Here is a 14,096-nt window from a genome sequence, read left to right as displayed (position 1 = left end):
GAAGTAACGACTTTTTTCAAGCGCTTACAAAAATGCAACAAAAAAGAGCCGCAACCTGCGACTCCTTTCAACCTATAGATTCTTATCAATATTAAAGGTCAGCTTAGATAGATCCAGCCCGGCGACAATTAATTCGCCAAAGAAATCCATCGTGCGCTGGCGCATATCTGCGACCATGGCGTGATTTTGTTCAGTCAAATAGTCAGTCAACGCCGTGCCACTTAATTTAGCTGCAGCAGCGTCAGTTGCAGCAATCAGGCGCCGCTGTTGTTCACGTGCGTCCTTTAAGTAAGCATTGTTAGCCTCAGCAAACTTGCTGTGGTAGCTTTCCACTAAAACAGATACGGCACGGTACATCCAATAAGCACTCTTGAAGTCAAACTTCAACGGCGTCTCGCTGTAGCTTGGATCCGTGTCGGTGCTGTTACCGTAAAATGGCACGTACGGCGTGAACGCAGGGTATCCAAATGACATCCACATAATTGCCGCCTGTTCTGTCGGCACATCGTTGCGAATTTGCAAGACATGGGAATTTTGTGTGCGATTCAAACCAATTGGCCGGTAGCGATACTTATCGGCGTCGCTGCCATGACCCAATGGATCAAATTCAGTTTCATTGTAATGCGAGCCAAGAATATATTCAATATCCTCGACACCAATTTTACGATCAGTGTGACAAATAAATGGCAATTCAGAGCTTTCAGGATCTTGTTCGATTTCCGGATTAAAGTAACGCTGCGCAAACCAAACACGCGGTGTATTGTAATGGCGATCTTTTTCCGTGTCAGTCCCAAAAATATGGCGGAAGTTCCAGCCAGTTTTGTCAGGATTCAAATGATGACTTTCAACAAATTCTTGAATGCCATCAGCCCACATAAAGTTAGCTGGATCATTGAAATCAACTTGTTGGATTGCCACTTGGTTAGCGGCCACTGCGTAAGCATCGTCAGGAATCCGTTGCGCCACCCATAAATGGCCAGTAACGATTTCCATGTACCAGACATCGTCCTTATCACTAAACAGCACACTGTTGCCAGCTGGTGAGCCGAATTCCTTGATCAATGCGCCTAAGCGTTTAACGCCATCAACTGCGGAATCAATGTAAGGTAACACCATCGTTTGCATCGTATCTTCGTCCATACCATCCACCACCAATGGATCATACGCCAAAGTCCGTTCACTACCATACGTGCTTTCAGTAGCGCTCATCGCTACATTTTTTTCGTTAAAACCACTTTCGTCGTACACGCCTTCCTTATTCAGGTCAACGTTAGGAACGGCCTGATAACGATAAGCATCAGCTGGCAATTCAGCCTTGAAACCATTTAAATAAGACGTCAGCGTTTTTTTCTGGCCTTTAACAGCGGGATGAACTAAAAAGCGCTGCGGTGTGTTCGGCAAAAAAGTATCGTCGTTACGCGCAATCAGTGTTGAACCATCTAAGCTAGCATTCTTGCCGACTAAAATCGACGTACACGCACGTTCATGTTGTTCCATTTAAATATCCCCTTATTCTAACTATTGTGTTCTTTCTTATTTTACTGCTTTTAGTTGGGGGTGGCAAAGATACACTAATTCATTGATGGTCCACAAAAAGCCCCCACTGATCAAGGGACTTTAACTGTATTTTAAGGCGTCGGTAGTGTTTGTTCGTTTTGCTGTCGCACTGATTTTGAAATATCTTCTTGCAAAATATATTGGCGCAGAATATTAACGATCTGCTGATTTTCCGGCAAACTCGAATGATCCGCATTTGCACCTGTCACGATGATCTCGGTGTAACTGGCAACTTGTTTTTGAAAAATATACTTACCACTATCAACACTGACAAACGGCACAATCCCATCATCCTCATAATTTTCGGTGCCAGCAATCGAATAGATTCGCATTTTTTTTGGTAAAGCTGATTTATGGGCAATCAAATCTTTCAGCATCGCGGTTTTTTTGGTGGTTTCTTTTTCCAAATTAAATGGCGAGGCAATGGTCATTAATCGATCGATCGTATTGTTCTTAGGCAAATATTGCTCCAAGAAAAAAGTTAAGATCAGCCCACCGTTGGAATGGCCCATCGCAGAAAAATGGTTAAAATGATAAGTCTTCGCTAGTTCACGATAAGCAATACTAAACCATTTTGCTTGGCGTTTAATGTTGACATAGCCATCATCATTATTCTGGAAGCCGACTACGATCAGCGGATGTTTGTCCCCCGGCTTGAGATGACCACTAAATTTCAACTGATTATCAGTTTGGACCGTCACTTTTAACAGGCTGCGTTTCGAACTGCTTTTATTTAGTAAGGTCACTAGTGAATCAAACCGGTTCTGACTGGCTGAACTACCGGGTACTAAGAAAATGGGATCCATCGGTGAACGAAACTGCATTTGTTGTAAATCAATTGATTTTTTCTGCCATTGATAGCCGGACCAGCCAATAAGCACTGTAAATAATAAAACCAATAACCCGTACCAGAGCTTTTTTTTATTCATCGCCAATCGCCAGCTTTACTAACTAGGTTATATTTATCATTTAACGTTACGAATGGTAAATAAATCAAGGTGGCTAGCGCTAGGTTAAGTCCACTGACCAATAACGCAACCCAATTACCGCCTGTGGCTAAAAAACCCTTCAAAATACCTGGTGTGGTCAATGGTACTGGGTAAACGGCAGCTGGCATCAAATGTAAACTAACAAACAGCCACGCCACTAAACAAGCCACCAGCGGTGTAACCACGAAGGGAATCGCTAGTAATGGATTGAATAGGACTGGTGTCCCAATTAGGATTGGGGAATTCAAATTGAAAAAGGTGGGCAAAAAGCTGATTGCCGCCGTCCGTTGGGTGCGGCGATTATGGGAGCGCCATACAATTGCAATCAGCAGGGCTAGCATCATCCCACTGCCGCCTACAAACGCATACGTGTCATAGATTGCGTGTAGATTAACCGGATAAGGAACATTGGCTAAATGATGGTTCTCCAGCGCATAATTTAAATTTTGTACCGAAAAGATGGCATCATTATTACCGTCGGCCAGATTGAGTGACCCAGGAACACCGACGATCAATAATAAATTACTGATCAAAACTAACAACAGCAGTAGCAAAATATTTTTATCCCAGTTGGCGGTCAGTTGAGCAAACCAGGCCACTAATGTTTCGGCCAAACTATTTGGTATAAACGCATGATAACCGGCAGCCATAGCAGCCGCCACTAAAGTCAGACCCGTTATTGCCAGTAACTGATGATGGGCATAACGTCCTAAAAACCAACTAACGAAAAAGCCGAGCACAATGGCTGCAAGAATACCGCGGATCGTCAAACCATTAAAGTTTAGCGTTAGCTGTAGCATGCCATTTTTGATGGGCTCAGTGAACAGTGACTGATTACTGAGCCATAAAAGCGTGCTGCTGATAATACCTGCTAACCAGGCGTTTTGCTGCTTCGACTTGGCCGCATTAGCAGCAACTAAAAAGGTCAACCAACTGACTACTAAATTATTGAGTAAAATCGCTAAGCTGGCCCAAAAGTTACCGATGGGTAAATAAAATGGTAACCATTTGCTAACGTGGTAAAGCTGTTCAAAAAAACCAGTTGGTATAAAAATCGTTTTATCGATCAATGCAACAAACGCACCGACAACGGCGATAGGAAAAACGGCCATTAATGACGTTATTATTATTTGGTAAAACTTATGTTGGTTTAACCGCCGACTAAAAGTAAGCAAATTGTTTGCCCAATTCTGTTTTAATTGTGTCAAATTGGCCTCCTATAATGTGACGTCATCCGATTTAATTGTGGAATTTTAACTAGGATACCTAAGGCTATAAGCACACTTGAAATCATACGCTAATTAAAATAACAGATAATCAAACTGATTGGCCAGATCTCTGGTCTTAAATAGTGGTTCTTGATAGTTACTCAGTAGAATCAATGCATTTTTACCATCAGGGCTAATGTGGATGGAAGATTCAAAGCCATAACCATCTCCGTTAGCTGATTTAACGTTGGGGTGCGTATAAAATCCCGCCGTGTAACTGGAATATGAGGCACCTTGATATAGTTGCTGCAGTGACGCGATTGAAACTATCTTTCCCGTCAAAATGGCGCTAATAACACGGTAGAGATCACCAGCGCTCATATAAACTTGACCGGTACCTAACTCATCGCGAGCTATCGCTTGATTTCTTCCGCTAGGCTTAGCATAAGGACTAGCTTGATTAGTATTGATCAACCCAGAATAACCAGTGGCGCTATCGGCACTATTTGGTAATGCATAGGCAAATGCGGTGTGTCGCAAGTGTAGCTTATGAATGATCTGGGTCGTAAATAATTGCTGATAGCTTTGCCGCGTTATTTTTTCCAAAATACCACATAACAAATTAAAATTAACAGCTTGATAATCCCAATGACCGTTCATCACGCCCAGATAATGGACCCGAGAAATATCACTTTGGATGATCTGCGTATCAGATTCAGCCATATTGGGACCAACTGGGCCAGTCAGTACTAGGCCAGACGTCATATTTAACATTTGTCGAATCGTAATATTTTGGCTGCCAGGAACGTCGGGATAAAACATGCTTAAATGATCACTCAAAGCTAACTTATGCTGAGTGACTTGCTGCATAACCAGCACGCCGGTGATCGATTTCTGAATTGAATCGATCTCGTACATAGTATTAAGCTGATTTTTACTACGACTTAAATAATCAGCGTAGCCCGCATTATAGCTAGCGACGCGCCGGCTGTTTTGATAGATGATGGCGGTACCTGAATAATTGTCCTTTTTTAAAGTGGGAACCAGCTTATTTTTAAATTTAGGATCAACTTGTTGCTTAGCAGTAACAACTTTAGGCGGTGCGATTATCTGGTGCGGCTTACTAGTAGCTCTGGTAGCAGACTTTAGCAGCATTGACCCCAACAAAATGACGCCACCCACCACTAATATTTTGCGTAGGCACGATTGTTTTAACATAGTGAGTAGCCCCTTTTATTCAATATGGGTGCTGGTCTGCCACTTTTTCGTAAAGAATCTATTTTGGATATTATATTTTGGCTGTGGTTGTTGCTTAGTCAAGAACGGATCGATGGCCTGATCAGCCCTTAACCAGCCGCGCCAGCCTAAATGAATCGTATCTTCCATAAAATACTTTTCATTGCCATCATCAGTTAGGTCCAGCACATGATTAAAGCCTTGTTGTTGCAACTGATACTTAATTTTCTGATCAGTTTGGTGAATCATAGGCATCGATAGACCCGTATAATTAGCCCAACGCTGATTGATTGGCGGAATAATAAATTGAACACTAACATGCCACTGGGAAAACTGCGTTAGAACCAACTGAAAATCACTATATTCAGGTGACTGACGATAGTCAAAGTTAGTCTGCGAGTCGCGCAACGCCTGCATATGATTACCACTTAATCGTCTGGTATAAAACGAGTTTTTGATGCCGAGTTGATTATTACTTGTTGCCTGGTGTCCAACTTTAGTGGCTAAACGCTGCAGTTGCGGCGTTGAATACTGGGCTGGTAAGACTTTCTCACTCTTTTGGACTTTAGCTAAATTTTTATTAGTTTGAAAATGGGAAAATAAAGTATCTTCATTACGTAGCATGGTCTCCTTAGCTCGTAAAACAGTTTTTTGAAACCGGGAAATTGATTGACCGTTAGCAATATTTTCCAATGCAGCGGCCGTGGTTTGGCTAGATCGGCCAGATGGCATTTGGAGCAACCGCTTAGCTGCATATCGATCGGCCGGATTATTTTTAGCATGAATGATCCAATCAATTGTTTGCAATGGCGAATAATAAAAACCAAACGCATCTGGCCGTTGCCCCAGTTTGGTAAACCATTGTGGCGAAATAATGAAAACAACTTTCTTACCGCGCAACTGGGAACCTAAATTTTGCATGATAAAATAATGAGTCAATGATTGCGACCCCGCAGCACCCAATAAAAAGGGCCGGTATGAGCGCCGATACTTGGCCGCTAAAACCGCTGGATTAAAGACATCGAACCGAGATAGTTCTGATGAACCAAAGAAAGGCACGTACCCATTTTGTAATGCTTGCTGTTTAATTTTTTGCCCACGGAAAACTTTTGGTGATAATGAGACCGCTGCTTGTTTTTCGGTCTGTTCACTAAAACGCCCCCAACCCAGTGGCAATGAAAATAATAGAATCAATAAACCAGCGGCAACGATCACCGGCCCAAATATCGACCATAATTTACGCCTTGATTTCATACCAGTGATTCCACCTTCGCAATGATCTTATTGGGTGTATCCCATTCACTGCGGTCAAATTCCGATACAGGTACATCAATGCCGAATTTGGCTTGTAATTCCAGTAACATTTCAACAGTAGCCATGGAATCGATCATCCCTGAAGCAAATAAGTTGTCATCCAAGTTATTACTGATATCAGTACCAGTTAAGTCTTCTAAAAGTTCAATTACAGCTTGTTTTGTATTCATGTTAATTACCCCTTATTTTTATGATTTAACGTGCTTGAAACCAAAGTGTGTTCAAGAAGCCGGAGAAAATTAAGAAACTAAAGCAGACCACATTAAAGGTAATAAAAATTGCGAGCCCCTCGGTCCAGCGATTATGCGGTAACTGTGGGTTCTTCTTCTTGTAGGCCAACCAATAATCATTGATGATAATCGCACCGGCATGAAACAGCCCATAAACGATATAATACCAAGTCACACCATGCCAAAAACCCATGATCAGGAAGTTAACTAGATAAGCGGCCTGCGGAATCCGCGTGCGTTTTTTGATCAAATGATGCTTCATGATAAAAAAGGTTAAGCGCATGAAAATAAAATCACGGAACCAAAACGATAACGTCATATGCCAACGATTCCAAAAATCCTTAATGTTACGCGCTTTGAATGGGTGGTCGAAGTTCATTGGTGTCTCAATCCCCATTAAATAACTGGCGGCGACGGCAAATAAGCTGTAACCGGCAAAATCAAAGAAGAGATACATGCTATACGTGTACATATACTCAATTAAGGCCAACGAAATTCCAGTATGAAAGAATGCGGCCCGATGGCTGATCGCAACTTGCGCAATTTGCGGCAGCATCACCGTACCAAAAAAGTAGCCTAAGATAAATTTGTATAAAAAGCCTAAAAAGATATAGTGAACTGCTTGGGCGACCATTTCCAGATAATGTTCTCGGGTTGGAACTTGAACATAGTCATGCTGAAACCGGCGATAGCGATCGATGGGCCCAGACGAAATCGTTGGGAAAAATAGTAAGAAACGAGCAAACATGATCGGTGCGAATTTTTTAATCGTACCGTCGCGCATTTCCATGATCATTTGCACTGATTTAAACGTTAAATAACTGATCCCTAAAAAGCCGATCAATGACTGCTGCCCCACTTCAATGGCCGGGGTGAGCTTAACGATAACGAGGGGCATAATACTTAAGCTGACCATACTAACAAACACCCACGTCTTGTTGGCGTGTTTTTTATAGGCTGCATACCCGCCAACAACTATAAACTGATAAATAATATACCCAATCAGTGCTAGTCCTTGCTGCCACTTTGAACCGCCGAAAATCAATAGCAGGAAAATCCCCGAAATAATCGTTTGATAAACGACAAACCGTTTGCCAAAATATAAACCGACCATCAACGGTAATAAGGTAACCGCAAGCCACACAAAATAAATTGGGTTGCTGTATGGTTGTAAATTAATCATTAGCGTTAGCCTCTTTGATCAGCGCTTTGATATCAATTTTGCCATTAACCGTCAGAGGCAGACTGTCCCGATACACGAAGCGCTGGGGAATCATATAGGCCATCATTACCTGCTGCAATTGCTGTTTTAAATCTTTCGTAACTGTAAATGCCGACCGACCATCATCTACTTGCAAGACCACATAAGCGAGCAGCGCCGTTACTTTATGTTGTCGATTGTATTTAGGTACTGCTACGGCTTGCTTGATCAAGACTTGCTGATTGAGATAATGATTGACCTCTTCTAATTCGATCCGGTAACCATTTAATTTAATTTGAAAGTCGGTGCGACCCTTATAAAAGATCAAACCATTAGCGTCGATTATCGCCAAATCACCGCTGCGATAGCTCTGCTGGTTTGTAGTTGAGAATGCTTTAGCAGTCTTTTCTGGTGAATTAAGATAACCTTTGGACACGCTGGGACCACTAATAATAAGTTCGCCCATTTGATTTTCAGCATTGACTTGATCAAGTTGAATCGTGGTATCCGCCTTGGTGTAACCAATTGGTAGGTGCTGATAGCCATTAAGGATTGCAGCCGTAATTTTAATGGCAGTGACGGCAACTGTTGTCTCGGTAGGCCCATAAGTGTTAAAAATCTGCGCCGCTGGGAAGCGACCCATTAATTCAGCCACTGTTTGGTGCGTTAATTCTTCGCCACAGAATATGAAATGGGTCAGTGCCGGATAGTTTTCCTGCTTAAAACTAGGTTCTAACAGGCAAATATCCACCAATGATGGCGTTGAAACCCAAACATTCAATGACAAGCTCGGCAAAGTCGCAAATAAGATTTTAAAGTTATCCGTGACTTCCTTGGGCAAGACTTGTAACTCACCACCCATAACCAGCGTTGGATATAGGTCCATCACCGATAAATCAAATGAATACGGTGCTTGATCTAAGCTGATTGGCTGTTGTGGTAAATCAAAATCAGTGACCATCCAGTCGACAAAACTAATTAAATTTTGGTGGCTGATCTGCACGCCTTTGGGCTGGCCAGTTGTCCCCGAAGTGAAAATGATATAGAAATTATCGTTACCCTGCACAGCATGGGTTAATTGATAGTTGCCAGCTTGGTGAAAAATTATTTGTAGTTGTGTTGCGTCAAGGATATCAACTGCTGGCAAGGCGATGGGTAACGGCTTTACCGCAATGACTAGCTGTGGTTGGGCAATTTTCTGAATCATCGTCAGCCGATCATTGGGTGAGTGTTGGTCGACGGGAATATAAGCGTGGCCGGACTTAACACTGCCTAAAAAAACTGCAATCATGGCGAAAGTCTGATCACCATAAACCATGATCGGTGAACCAGCCGCCAAATTAAGCCCATCAATATAATTGGCTACCGCATCCGAAGCCTGCTTTAGTTCGGCATACGTGTTCGTTTGCCCTAAATAATTATAGGCAACTGCGTTAGGCGTCTTGGTGGCAATCGCATCGATTGCCTTAATAATATCCGCTGTCATGTTTTCTGACCTCCAAATCATGCTGTTTAAAATTCATTGTAGATAAATTTACTATTATTGATTCCGCTATAGCTGTATAAATAAACCAGCGCTAGCAAAATCAAAAAATAAAAAATTGTGCGTAATATAAATTTAACTCCCGGTCGTGCGATCAATACTTTTAATCGTGCCATAGTTACCCCCTTGGTTGGTCACTATTCACATCGAGCATTAAAATATCAGCTAAAAATTAACGTTATCAGATTAGCCGTGCTCGTGAAAATAGACTCCAATTCAATCCTTAATTACACCTTAATTGTAATTAAAATTGAACCGGGGTCTATTTATGATTTCTGAATAAATTCTTAAAAATTCTCAGAATTAAAGTTTAGTTTTGTTCAAGGTCACAATGAAACAACTACCACGAGGCACATTATCCTGCACTTCAATCTGACCACGATTCAAATCAACCAAACGGGCAGCAATTGCTAGTCCCAAGCCTGAACCAGTGACTTTCTGCGAACGCGATTGATCGGCCCGATAAAAGCGATCAAAAATATACGGTTTATCGTCATCACTGATCCCGATACCTTCGTCCAATACTTTAAGTTTGATCACAGCGTCTGTCGCAGTTATTTCAAATGTGATTGTAGACTTAGCTGGCGAGTATTTATGCGCGTTATCTAATAACGCGGTGACGATCTGTTCAACACTATCTTGGTTAGCATAAACCGTGGCGTCGCTTAGCTGATTGCGCTGTAAATACTGTGGAATTTGCTGCCGATAACGGGTCATAATTTTATCTAATAAGTCACCTAAATCGAAATACGTCAACTTTAAATCAACCTGATCCATCCGGGATAAGCGCAACAAACTTTCAATTAAGCGTTGCATCCGTAGCGATTCCGCATCAATGTAATCTAGTGAAGTGGGGACAATATCACGATGTTCCTTACCGTGGCGACGAATCAATCTGATGTGCCCGCGCAAACCAGCCAATGGTGTTCTTAATTCATGTGAAGCGTCAGAAACAAACTGGTGCTCACGCAACACCTGCTGATTAAGCGAACTTAGTAGTCGATTGAATTCAATGCTCAGATCATGCACTTCTTGTGGACTATCTGAAATGGGCAACGATTCATGATAAGTGATATTTTCCGCTTTATTGATTTCGTGAGTTGCGGCAGTTAAATCGACTAATGGTTGATTCAGCCGCTTGGCTAGCCGTGCAATGAACCCGAGGCCTAGTAAAAAGCTGAAGATAACGATCAAGCCAATTGTCTCTAAGATAATTTTAAAAATTCGCACCATATTATTCAAGCTTAACCAAATTTCATATTTAACCGCTACCTTTTTTTTGGTTCCTTGGCTGCTGCGTTCATGGGCTACGATATGATAATAAACCCCTTGCTCAGATCGATATTGGATACCTTTAATCAACGGCCAGGAGTGGAAATCCTTATTTAAAAAAGATTCAGTCCGCGGTGAGTAGGCTATTTGAGCAGCTTGGCCTGGCGATTTTGTCGCCACGCTAACAAAGGTATTACTAGTATCAAGCGTACTCTCACCACGCCAACGCACCCAGTCTGGCTTACCAGCGACCGTGGAGCGCTTTAAAACGCGCATCAGCGACTGGGCTTCGGCGTGCTTATTAGCTACCAAGCGATAACCCACCACGGTGATGATTGAGCTACTCATCAATAACGTAATTAAAATTAAGATTAATGCGTATGCCTTGGTGATCTGGGCAGCGCTGGTGTTCGTATTAGTCTTTGACTTCCTCATTAGCACCATCATCCCTCAGTGTATACCCCACGCCGCGAACCGTATGAATCAGCGGTTTACTTTCAAAATCAATCTTCTTCCGCAAATAACGAATATAGACATCAACGATATTTAGCTGGCCCTCAAAATCAATGCCCCAAACTAGATCCAACAACTCATCCCGGGTCAAGGTCTCACCGCGATGCTTAAGCAAGGTCAACAATAAATTATATTCGCGTTGCGTCAACTGAATAATTTGGCCGGCCCGATGTACTTGGCGCGCCTTGGTATCCAACAATAAATCAGCGACTTGATAACTTGTTTGCGGCGAATCAACTTGCTTTTTCTCCCGCCGAATAATGACCCGGATCCGCGCCAATAGTTCCTCAATTTCAAACGGCTTAGTAATGTAGTCATCAGCGCCGTTATCGAGACCAGCAACTTTGTCCCCAATGTAATCCCGGGCAGTCATCATAATAATAGGAATATCGTCATTTTTACGAATACGCCGCATAACTTCCAACCCATCTAATTTGGGTAACATCCAATCCAATATAATCAGATCAATTTGCTTACGGGCCTCGGCATAGCGGGCCAACGCTTCCTTGCCGTCGCGCGCAATGATCACCGTATAATCTTCAAACTTCAACTCAGTTTTTAAAAAAGAAATTAAACTTTCTTCGTCTTCAACTAGTAAAATTGTTTTACCCATTTTTGATTTTCTCCTCGATGCCATGACCACGACTAAATTACCTGCCCTTTTTGATGACATACGCCGATTTGCTGTAGCTAAAAACATCGTAACTGAAATCAACTTTCTATGCAAGATTTCACAATTGACCGTTAAATATCTGTCCGATCAGTACTAAGCGATTTGCTTAGGTAATTGAGCTAACCAGGCCTAATCTGTTACAGTCCACAAAAAAGCGTTCGGCTACGACTTTCCGTCATTACCGAACGCTGTTTATATCTTATTCATTACTCTCCACTGCCACGCGGACGCGGCGACGTTGCCAAGTTAAAGCTATACCTAAGGCAACGATAATCATCATTTCAATCCCTAATATCATTAACCAAAAATCAGATAATCCATTTAAAGCTGGTAAACGACCGCCAGTCTTGTCATTGATCCATGAGCCGATACCCATTTGCTGAGTACCAGTCCCACTTTGACTGTGTGCAGCGCGTGTGGCTACATTACTCGGAGTCGCCTTGTCAGTAGTTGTCTGCTGACCAGTGCCAGTGTCACCGCCCGTTTGACCACCACCAGTACCAGTAGCGCCGCCTTGATCAACATCAGATCCGCCGGCATCACCATCTCCACTAGAACCAGAGCCAGTATCGTCGTATATTTCAAAGACATTATGGCTATCCATTGAAGTGGCGGCGCTAACTGGTTGGGTTGCTAGTACAGCAACACCGAACAGAGCGCATATCGCTAATATGAAGTGTTTCATGACTGATCCACCTCCTGCATATCAATTGAGTCGGTCAGCGTCCAAGTGACGTGAGCTGAATATTGCCCAGCCAGTGTGCTGTTATTTTGTTGCGGAATGATCAATCGTCCTTGATCGACGTCACGAGCAAATGCCTGCCGTGTATCGGTACCAGTAGGTTTATTTTGCCAAACAGGGGACGCTTGATCGTTGATAATTGCCGAACCCCCATTACCAGCAAAATTCACCAACATTTCCACATTTTCCAACTCCTGATTGCCACCAACCAACGCTACCACGTTCAGCTGAGCATTAACCTGCCATCCGCTTGCATCCCGTGCGCTAGCTGTACGTTCATCTGCTACTACCAAGTGACCGCGATCGTCTGCAACAGTTGATTCAACTGTTGTGTGTGGGGTGTGCACCACGCTAGCATCAGTAATTCGACTTAACGCCACCCGCTCAAATTTAAATTGGGGCACTGATTCTAGGCGTAGCGGCTCAATGTTATCACCGCTAACCGTAAATTGACCTGTTGAAGCTGATCCAGCTGCGCTCACCGTTCCACTTATGCCTAGTCCAGTAAAAACAGCTAACAAGCCGCTTAGTAGCACTAGTTTATGAATCCGCATAACTGTAAACCTCCTTTCGTCATTTTCAGTTACCTTAATTCTTTTTCCGTTTACCCAAGTAGAATGCCAATCCGGCAATCACAACAAGCAACGCAGCACCACCAGCAATATAAGCCCACGTATAATCAGGCTTTTCGATACCAGAAGCATCCGCATTTAATTTAGTGGTTTCGCGGGTGATTTTAAAATTACGTGTGAAATTCCAAGTTTTTCCAGCTGCTTTAGCTGTCATTTTCAGCGTATAATCACCAGTTTGAAAGCCTTTGTTATCAACGTTGATTGCATAATTAAAATTAGAATTCGGTGCCATCTGCATTTTGTCCTTTTTACGTTCATATAGAACCTTATCGCTGCCTTTTTTTGTAATCTGGGCATCGATGGTCATATTACCAAACGCGATTGGCTCGGTATTTTGAACATTAGCTAAAATAACTGGTTGCCGACTATTTAATGTCGGTTTCACCTTGTTTAATTTTAATTGTGGCATCACTGAACCGCGGCCGTGCAAATGCGCACCCACCAACATGGCAAATTTATTATTGATCTGCATGCCGCCACTTTGTTCATCCGCCGCCGTTTCTTTTTCAACGGGAGTCACGTAAAAACCGCCGAGAATATTACCACGGAAACTATTCTTAGGCACTTTTAATTTAAAAGTGACTGTTTTAGTTTCGTGTGCCGCTAACTTAACTTGTTGTGCCTTACTCATCAGCTCGCTGAATGTATATTTTGCTGAAGAGTCCTTTTTTAAGTTAGCTTTACTATATTCAATTACCCCGTTGGCATTCGTAAATGCTGTATTAGGGCTGATTTTTAACGTTTTGCCACTATCTGTCAAATTTTCAACCTGGATCTGTAGCTCTTGTGTCTTACCTGATTCCACGTCTAAATCAAAATACGAAACATCCTTGTTTGCTTGGTTATCCGGTAAAATGGCTTTTACTGTGAAACCAGCACCTTCCCCACTTGCCGCCTGTGCCGTATCAGCGTGCCCTCCAATACTTAAGAATTGTACTAGGCCCTGTCAAGTTGACAATTGAAATAATATAAACTTTTATCTGTTT

The 14,096-nt window shown here is 42.5% G+C and carries 14 protein-coding genes; all 14 read right to left on the bottom strand.

Features of this window, described 5'->3' with window-relative positions:
- Positions 1-72: 72 nt before the first annotated feature.
- Positions 73-1,497, bottom strand: coding sequence for a C69 family dipeptidase (locus EKM80_RS10185; protein WP_125553024.1), 1,425 nt, complete (start codon positions 1,495-1,497; stop codon positions 73-75).
- 131 nt (positions 1,498-1,628) lie between these two features.
- A complete protein-coding gene (locus EKM80_RS10180) occupies positions 1,629-2,486 on the bottom strand; it encodes an alpha/beta hydrolase (protein WP_125553023.1) in 858 nt (285 codons plus the stop codon).
- A complete protein-coding gene (locus tag EKM80_RS10175) occupies positions 2,483-3,754 on the bottom strand; it encodes a PTS transporter subunit EIIC (RefSeq protein ID WP_125553022.1) in 1,272 nt (423 codons plus the stop codon). Before EKM80_RS10175 ends, EKM80_RS10180 begins: the two co-directional genes overlap by 4 nt.
- 93 nt (positions 3,755-3,847) lie before the next feature.
- The gene (locus tag EKM80_RS10170; RefSeq protein WP_125553021.1) at positions 3,848-4,972 is read right to left on the bottom strand and encodes a serine hydrolase domain-containing protein; all 1,125 of its coding nucleotides are present in this window, start codon (positions 4,970-4,972) and stop codon (positions 3,848-3,850) included.
- A 15-nt stretch (positions 4,973-4,987) separates the two neighbouring features.
- Complete coding sequence (dltD, locus tag EKM80_RS10165) at positions 4,988-6,244, bottom strand: D-alanyl-lipoteichoic acid biosynthesis protein DltD (protein ID WP_125553020.1); 1,257 nt, start codon at positions 6,242-6,244, stop codon at positions 4,988-4,990.
- Complete coding sequence (gene dltC, locus EKM80_RS10160) at positions 6,241-6,474, bottom strand: D-alanine--poly(phosphoribitol) ligase subunit DltC (RefSeq protein WP_125553019.1); 234 nt, start codon at positions 6,472-6,474, stop codon at positions 6,241-6,243. The genes dltD and dltC overlap by 4 nt, the downstream gene beginning before the upstream one ends.
- 25 nt (positions 6,475-6,499) lie before the next feature.
- Positions 6,500-7,717, bottom strand: a complete 1,218-nt coding sequence (gene dltB, locus EKM80_RS10155) for a D-alanyl-lipoteichoic acid biosynthesis protein DltB (RefSeq protein WP_125553018.1) — start codon at positions 7,715-7,717, stop codon at positions 6,500-6,502.
- A complete protein-coding gene (gene dltA, locus EKM80_RS10150) occupies positions 7,710-9,221 on the bottom strand; it encodes a D-alanine--poly(phosphoribitol) ligase subunit DltA (RefSeq protein ID WP_125553017.1) in 1,512 nt (503 codons plus the stop codon). Before dltA ends, dltB begins: the two co-directional genes overlap by 8 nt.
- Positions 9,222-9,247: 26 nt before the next feature.
- Complete coding sequence (locus tag EKM80_RS10145; RefSeq protein WP_125553016.1) at positions 9,248-9,394, bottom strand: teichoic acid D-Ala incorporation-associated protein DltX; 147 nt, start codon at positions 9,392-9,394, stop codon at positions 9,248-9,250.
- Between the two features lie 187 nt (positions 9,395-9,581).
- Positions 9,582-10,985: a sensor histidine kinase gene (locus EKM80_RS10140; RefSeq protein WP_125553015.1), complete on the bottom strand. Its 1,404-nt coding sequence runs from the start codon at positions 10,983-10,985 to the stop codon at positions 9,582-9,584.
- Entirely contained in the window at positions 10,966-11,676 is a 711-nt protein-coding gene (locus tag EKM80_RS10135) for a response regulator transcription factor (protein ID WP_125553014.1), read from the bottom strand. Before EKM80_RS10135 ends, EKM80_RS10140 begins: the two co-directional genes overlap by 20 nt.
- A 259-nt stretch (positions 11,677-11,935) precedes the next feature.
- Complete coding sequence (locus EKM80_RS10130) at positions 11,936-12,421, bottom strand: hypothetical protein (protein WP_125553013.1); 486 nt, start codon at positions 12,419-12,421, stop codon at positions 11,936-11,938.
- Entirely contained in the window at positions 12,418-13,032 is a 615-nt protein-coding gene (locus tag EKM80_RS10125; RefSeq protein WP_125553012.1) for a hypothetical protein, read from the bottom strand. Before EKM80_RS10125 ends, EKM80_RS10130 begins: the two co-directional genes overlap by 4 nt.
- 34 nt (positions 13,033-13,066) lie before the next feature.
- Positions 13,067-14,032, bottom strand: a complete 966-nt coding sequence (locus EKM80_RS10120) for a DUF916 and DUF3324 domain-containing protein (RefSeq protein WP_263853743.1) — start codon at positions 14,030-14,032, stop codon at positions 13,067-13,069.
- Between the last annotated feature and the right edge of the window lie 64 nt (positions 14,033-14,096).

The organism is Loigolactobacillus jiayinensis (assembly GCF_003946445.1).
GTDB lineage: Bacteria > Bacillota > Bacilli > Lactobacillales > Lactobacillaceae > Loigolactobacillus > Loigolactobacillus jiayinensis.
Note: the sequence above shows the minus strand (reverse complement) of the source record. Positions and strands in the feature narration are given on the sequence as shown.

What these genes read in the sequence shown, in the direction of transcription:
- EKM80_RS10170 (WP_125553021.1), bottom strand. Translation starts at nt 4,972, where the DNA reads ATGTTAAAACAATCGTGCCTACGCAAAATATTAGTGGTGGGTGGCGTC.
- dltC (WP_125553019.1), bottom strand. Translation starts at nt 6,474, where the DNA reads ATGAATACAAAACAAGCTGTAATTGAACTTTTAGAAGACTTAACTGGT.
- dltA (WP_125553017.1), bottom strand. Translation starts at nt 9,221, where the DNA reads ATGACAGCGGATATTATTAAGGCAATCGATGCGATTGCCACCAAGACG.
- EKM80_RS10185 (WP_125553024.1), bottom strand. Translation starts at nt 1,497, where the DNA reads ATGGAACAACATGAACGTGCGTGTACGTCGATTTTAGTCGGCAAGAAT.
- EKM80_RS10145 (WP_125553016.1), bottom strand. Translation starts at nt 9,394, where the DNA reads ATGGCACGATTAAAAGTATTGATCGCACGACCGGGAGTTAAATTTATA.
- EKM80_RS10180 (WP_125553023.1), bottom strand. Translation starts at nt 2,486, where the DNA reads ATGAATAAAAAAAAGCTCTGGTACGGGTTATTGGTTTTATTATTTACA.
- dltB (WP_125553018.1), bottom strand. Translation starts at nt 7,717, where the DNA reads ATGATTAATTTACAACCATACAGCAACCCAATTTATTTTGTGTGGCTT.
- EKM80_RS10140 (WP_125553015.1), bottom strand. Translation starts at nt 10,985, where the DNA reads ATGAGGAAGTCAAAGACTAATACGAACACCAGCGCTGCCCAGATCACC.
- EKM80_RS10125 (WP_125553012.1), bottom strand. Translation starts at nt 13,032, where the DNA reads ATGCGGATTCATAAACTAGTGCTACTAAGCGGCTTGTTAGCTGTTTTT.
- dltD (WP_125553020.1), bottom strand. Translation starts at nt 6,244, where the DNA reads ATGAAATCAAGGCGTAAATTATGGTCGATATTTGGGCCGGTGATCGTT.
- EKM80_RS10130 (WP_125553013.1), bottom strand. Translation starts at nt 12,421, where the DNA reads ATGAAACACTTCATATTAGCGATATGCGCTCTGTTCGGTGTTGCTGTA.
- EKM80_RS10135 (WP_125553014.1), bottom strand. Translation starts at nt 11,676, where the DNA reads ATGGGTAAAACAATTTTACTAGTTGAAGACGAAGAAAGTTTAATTTCT.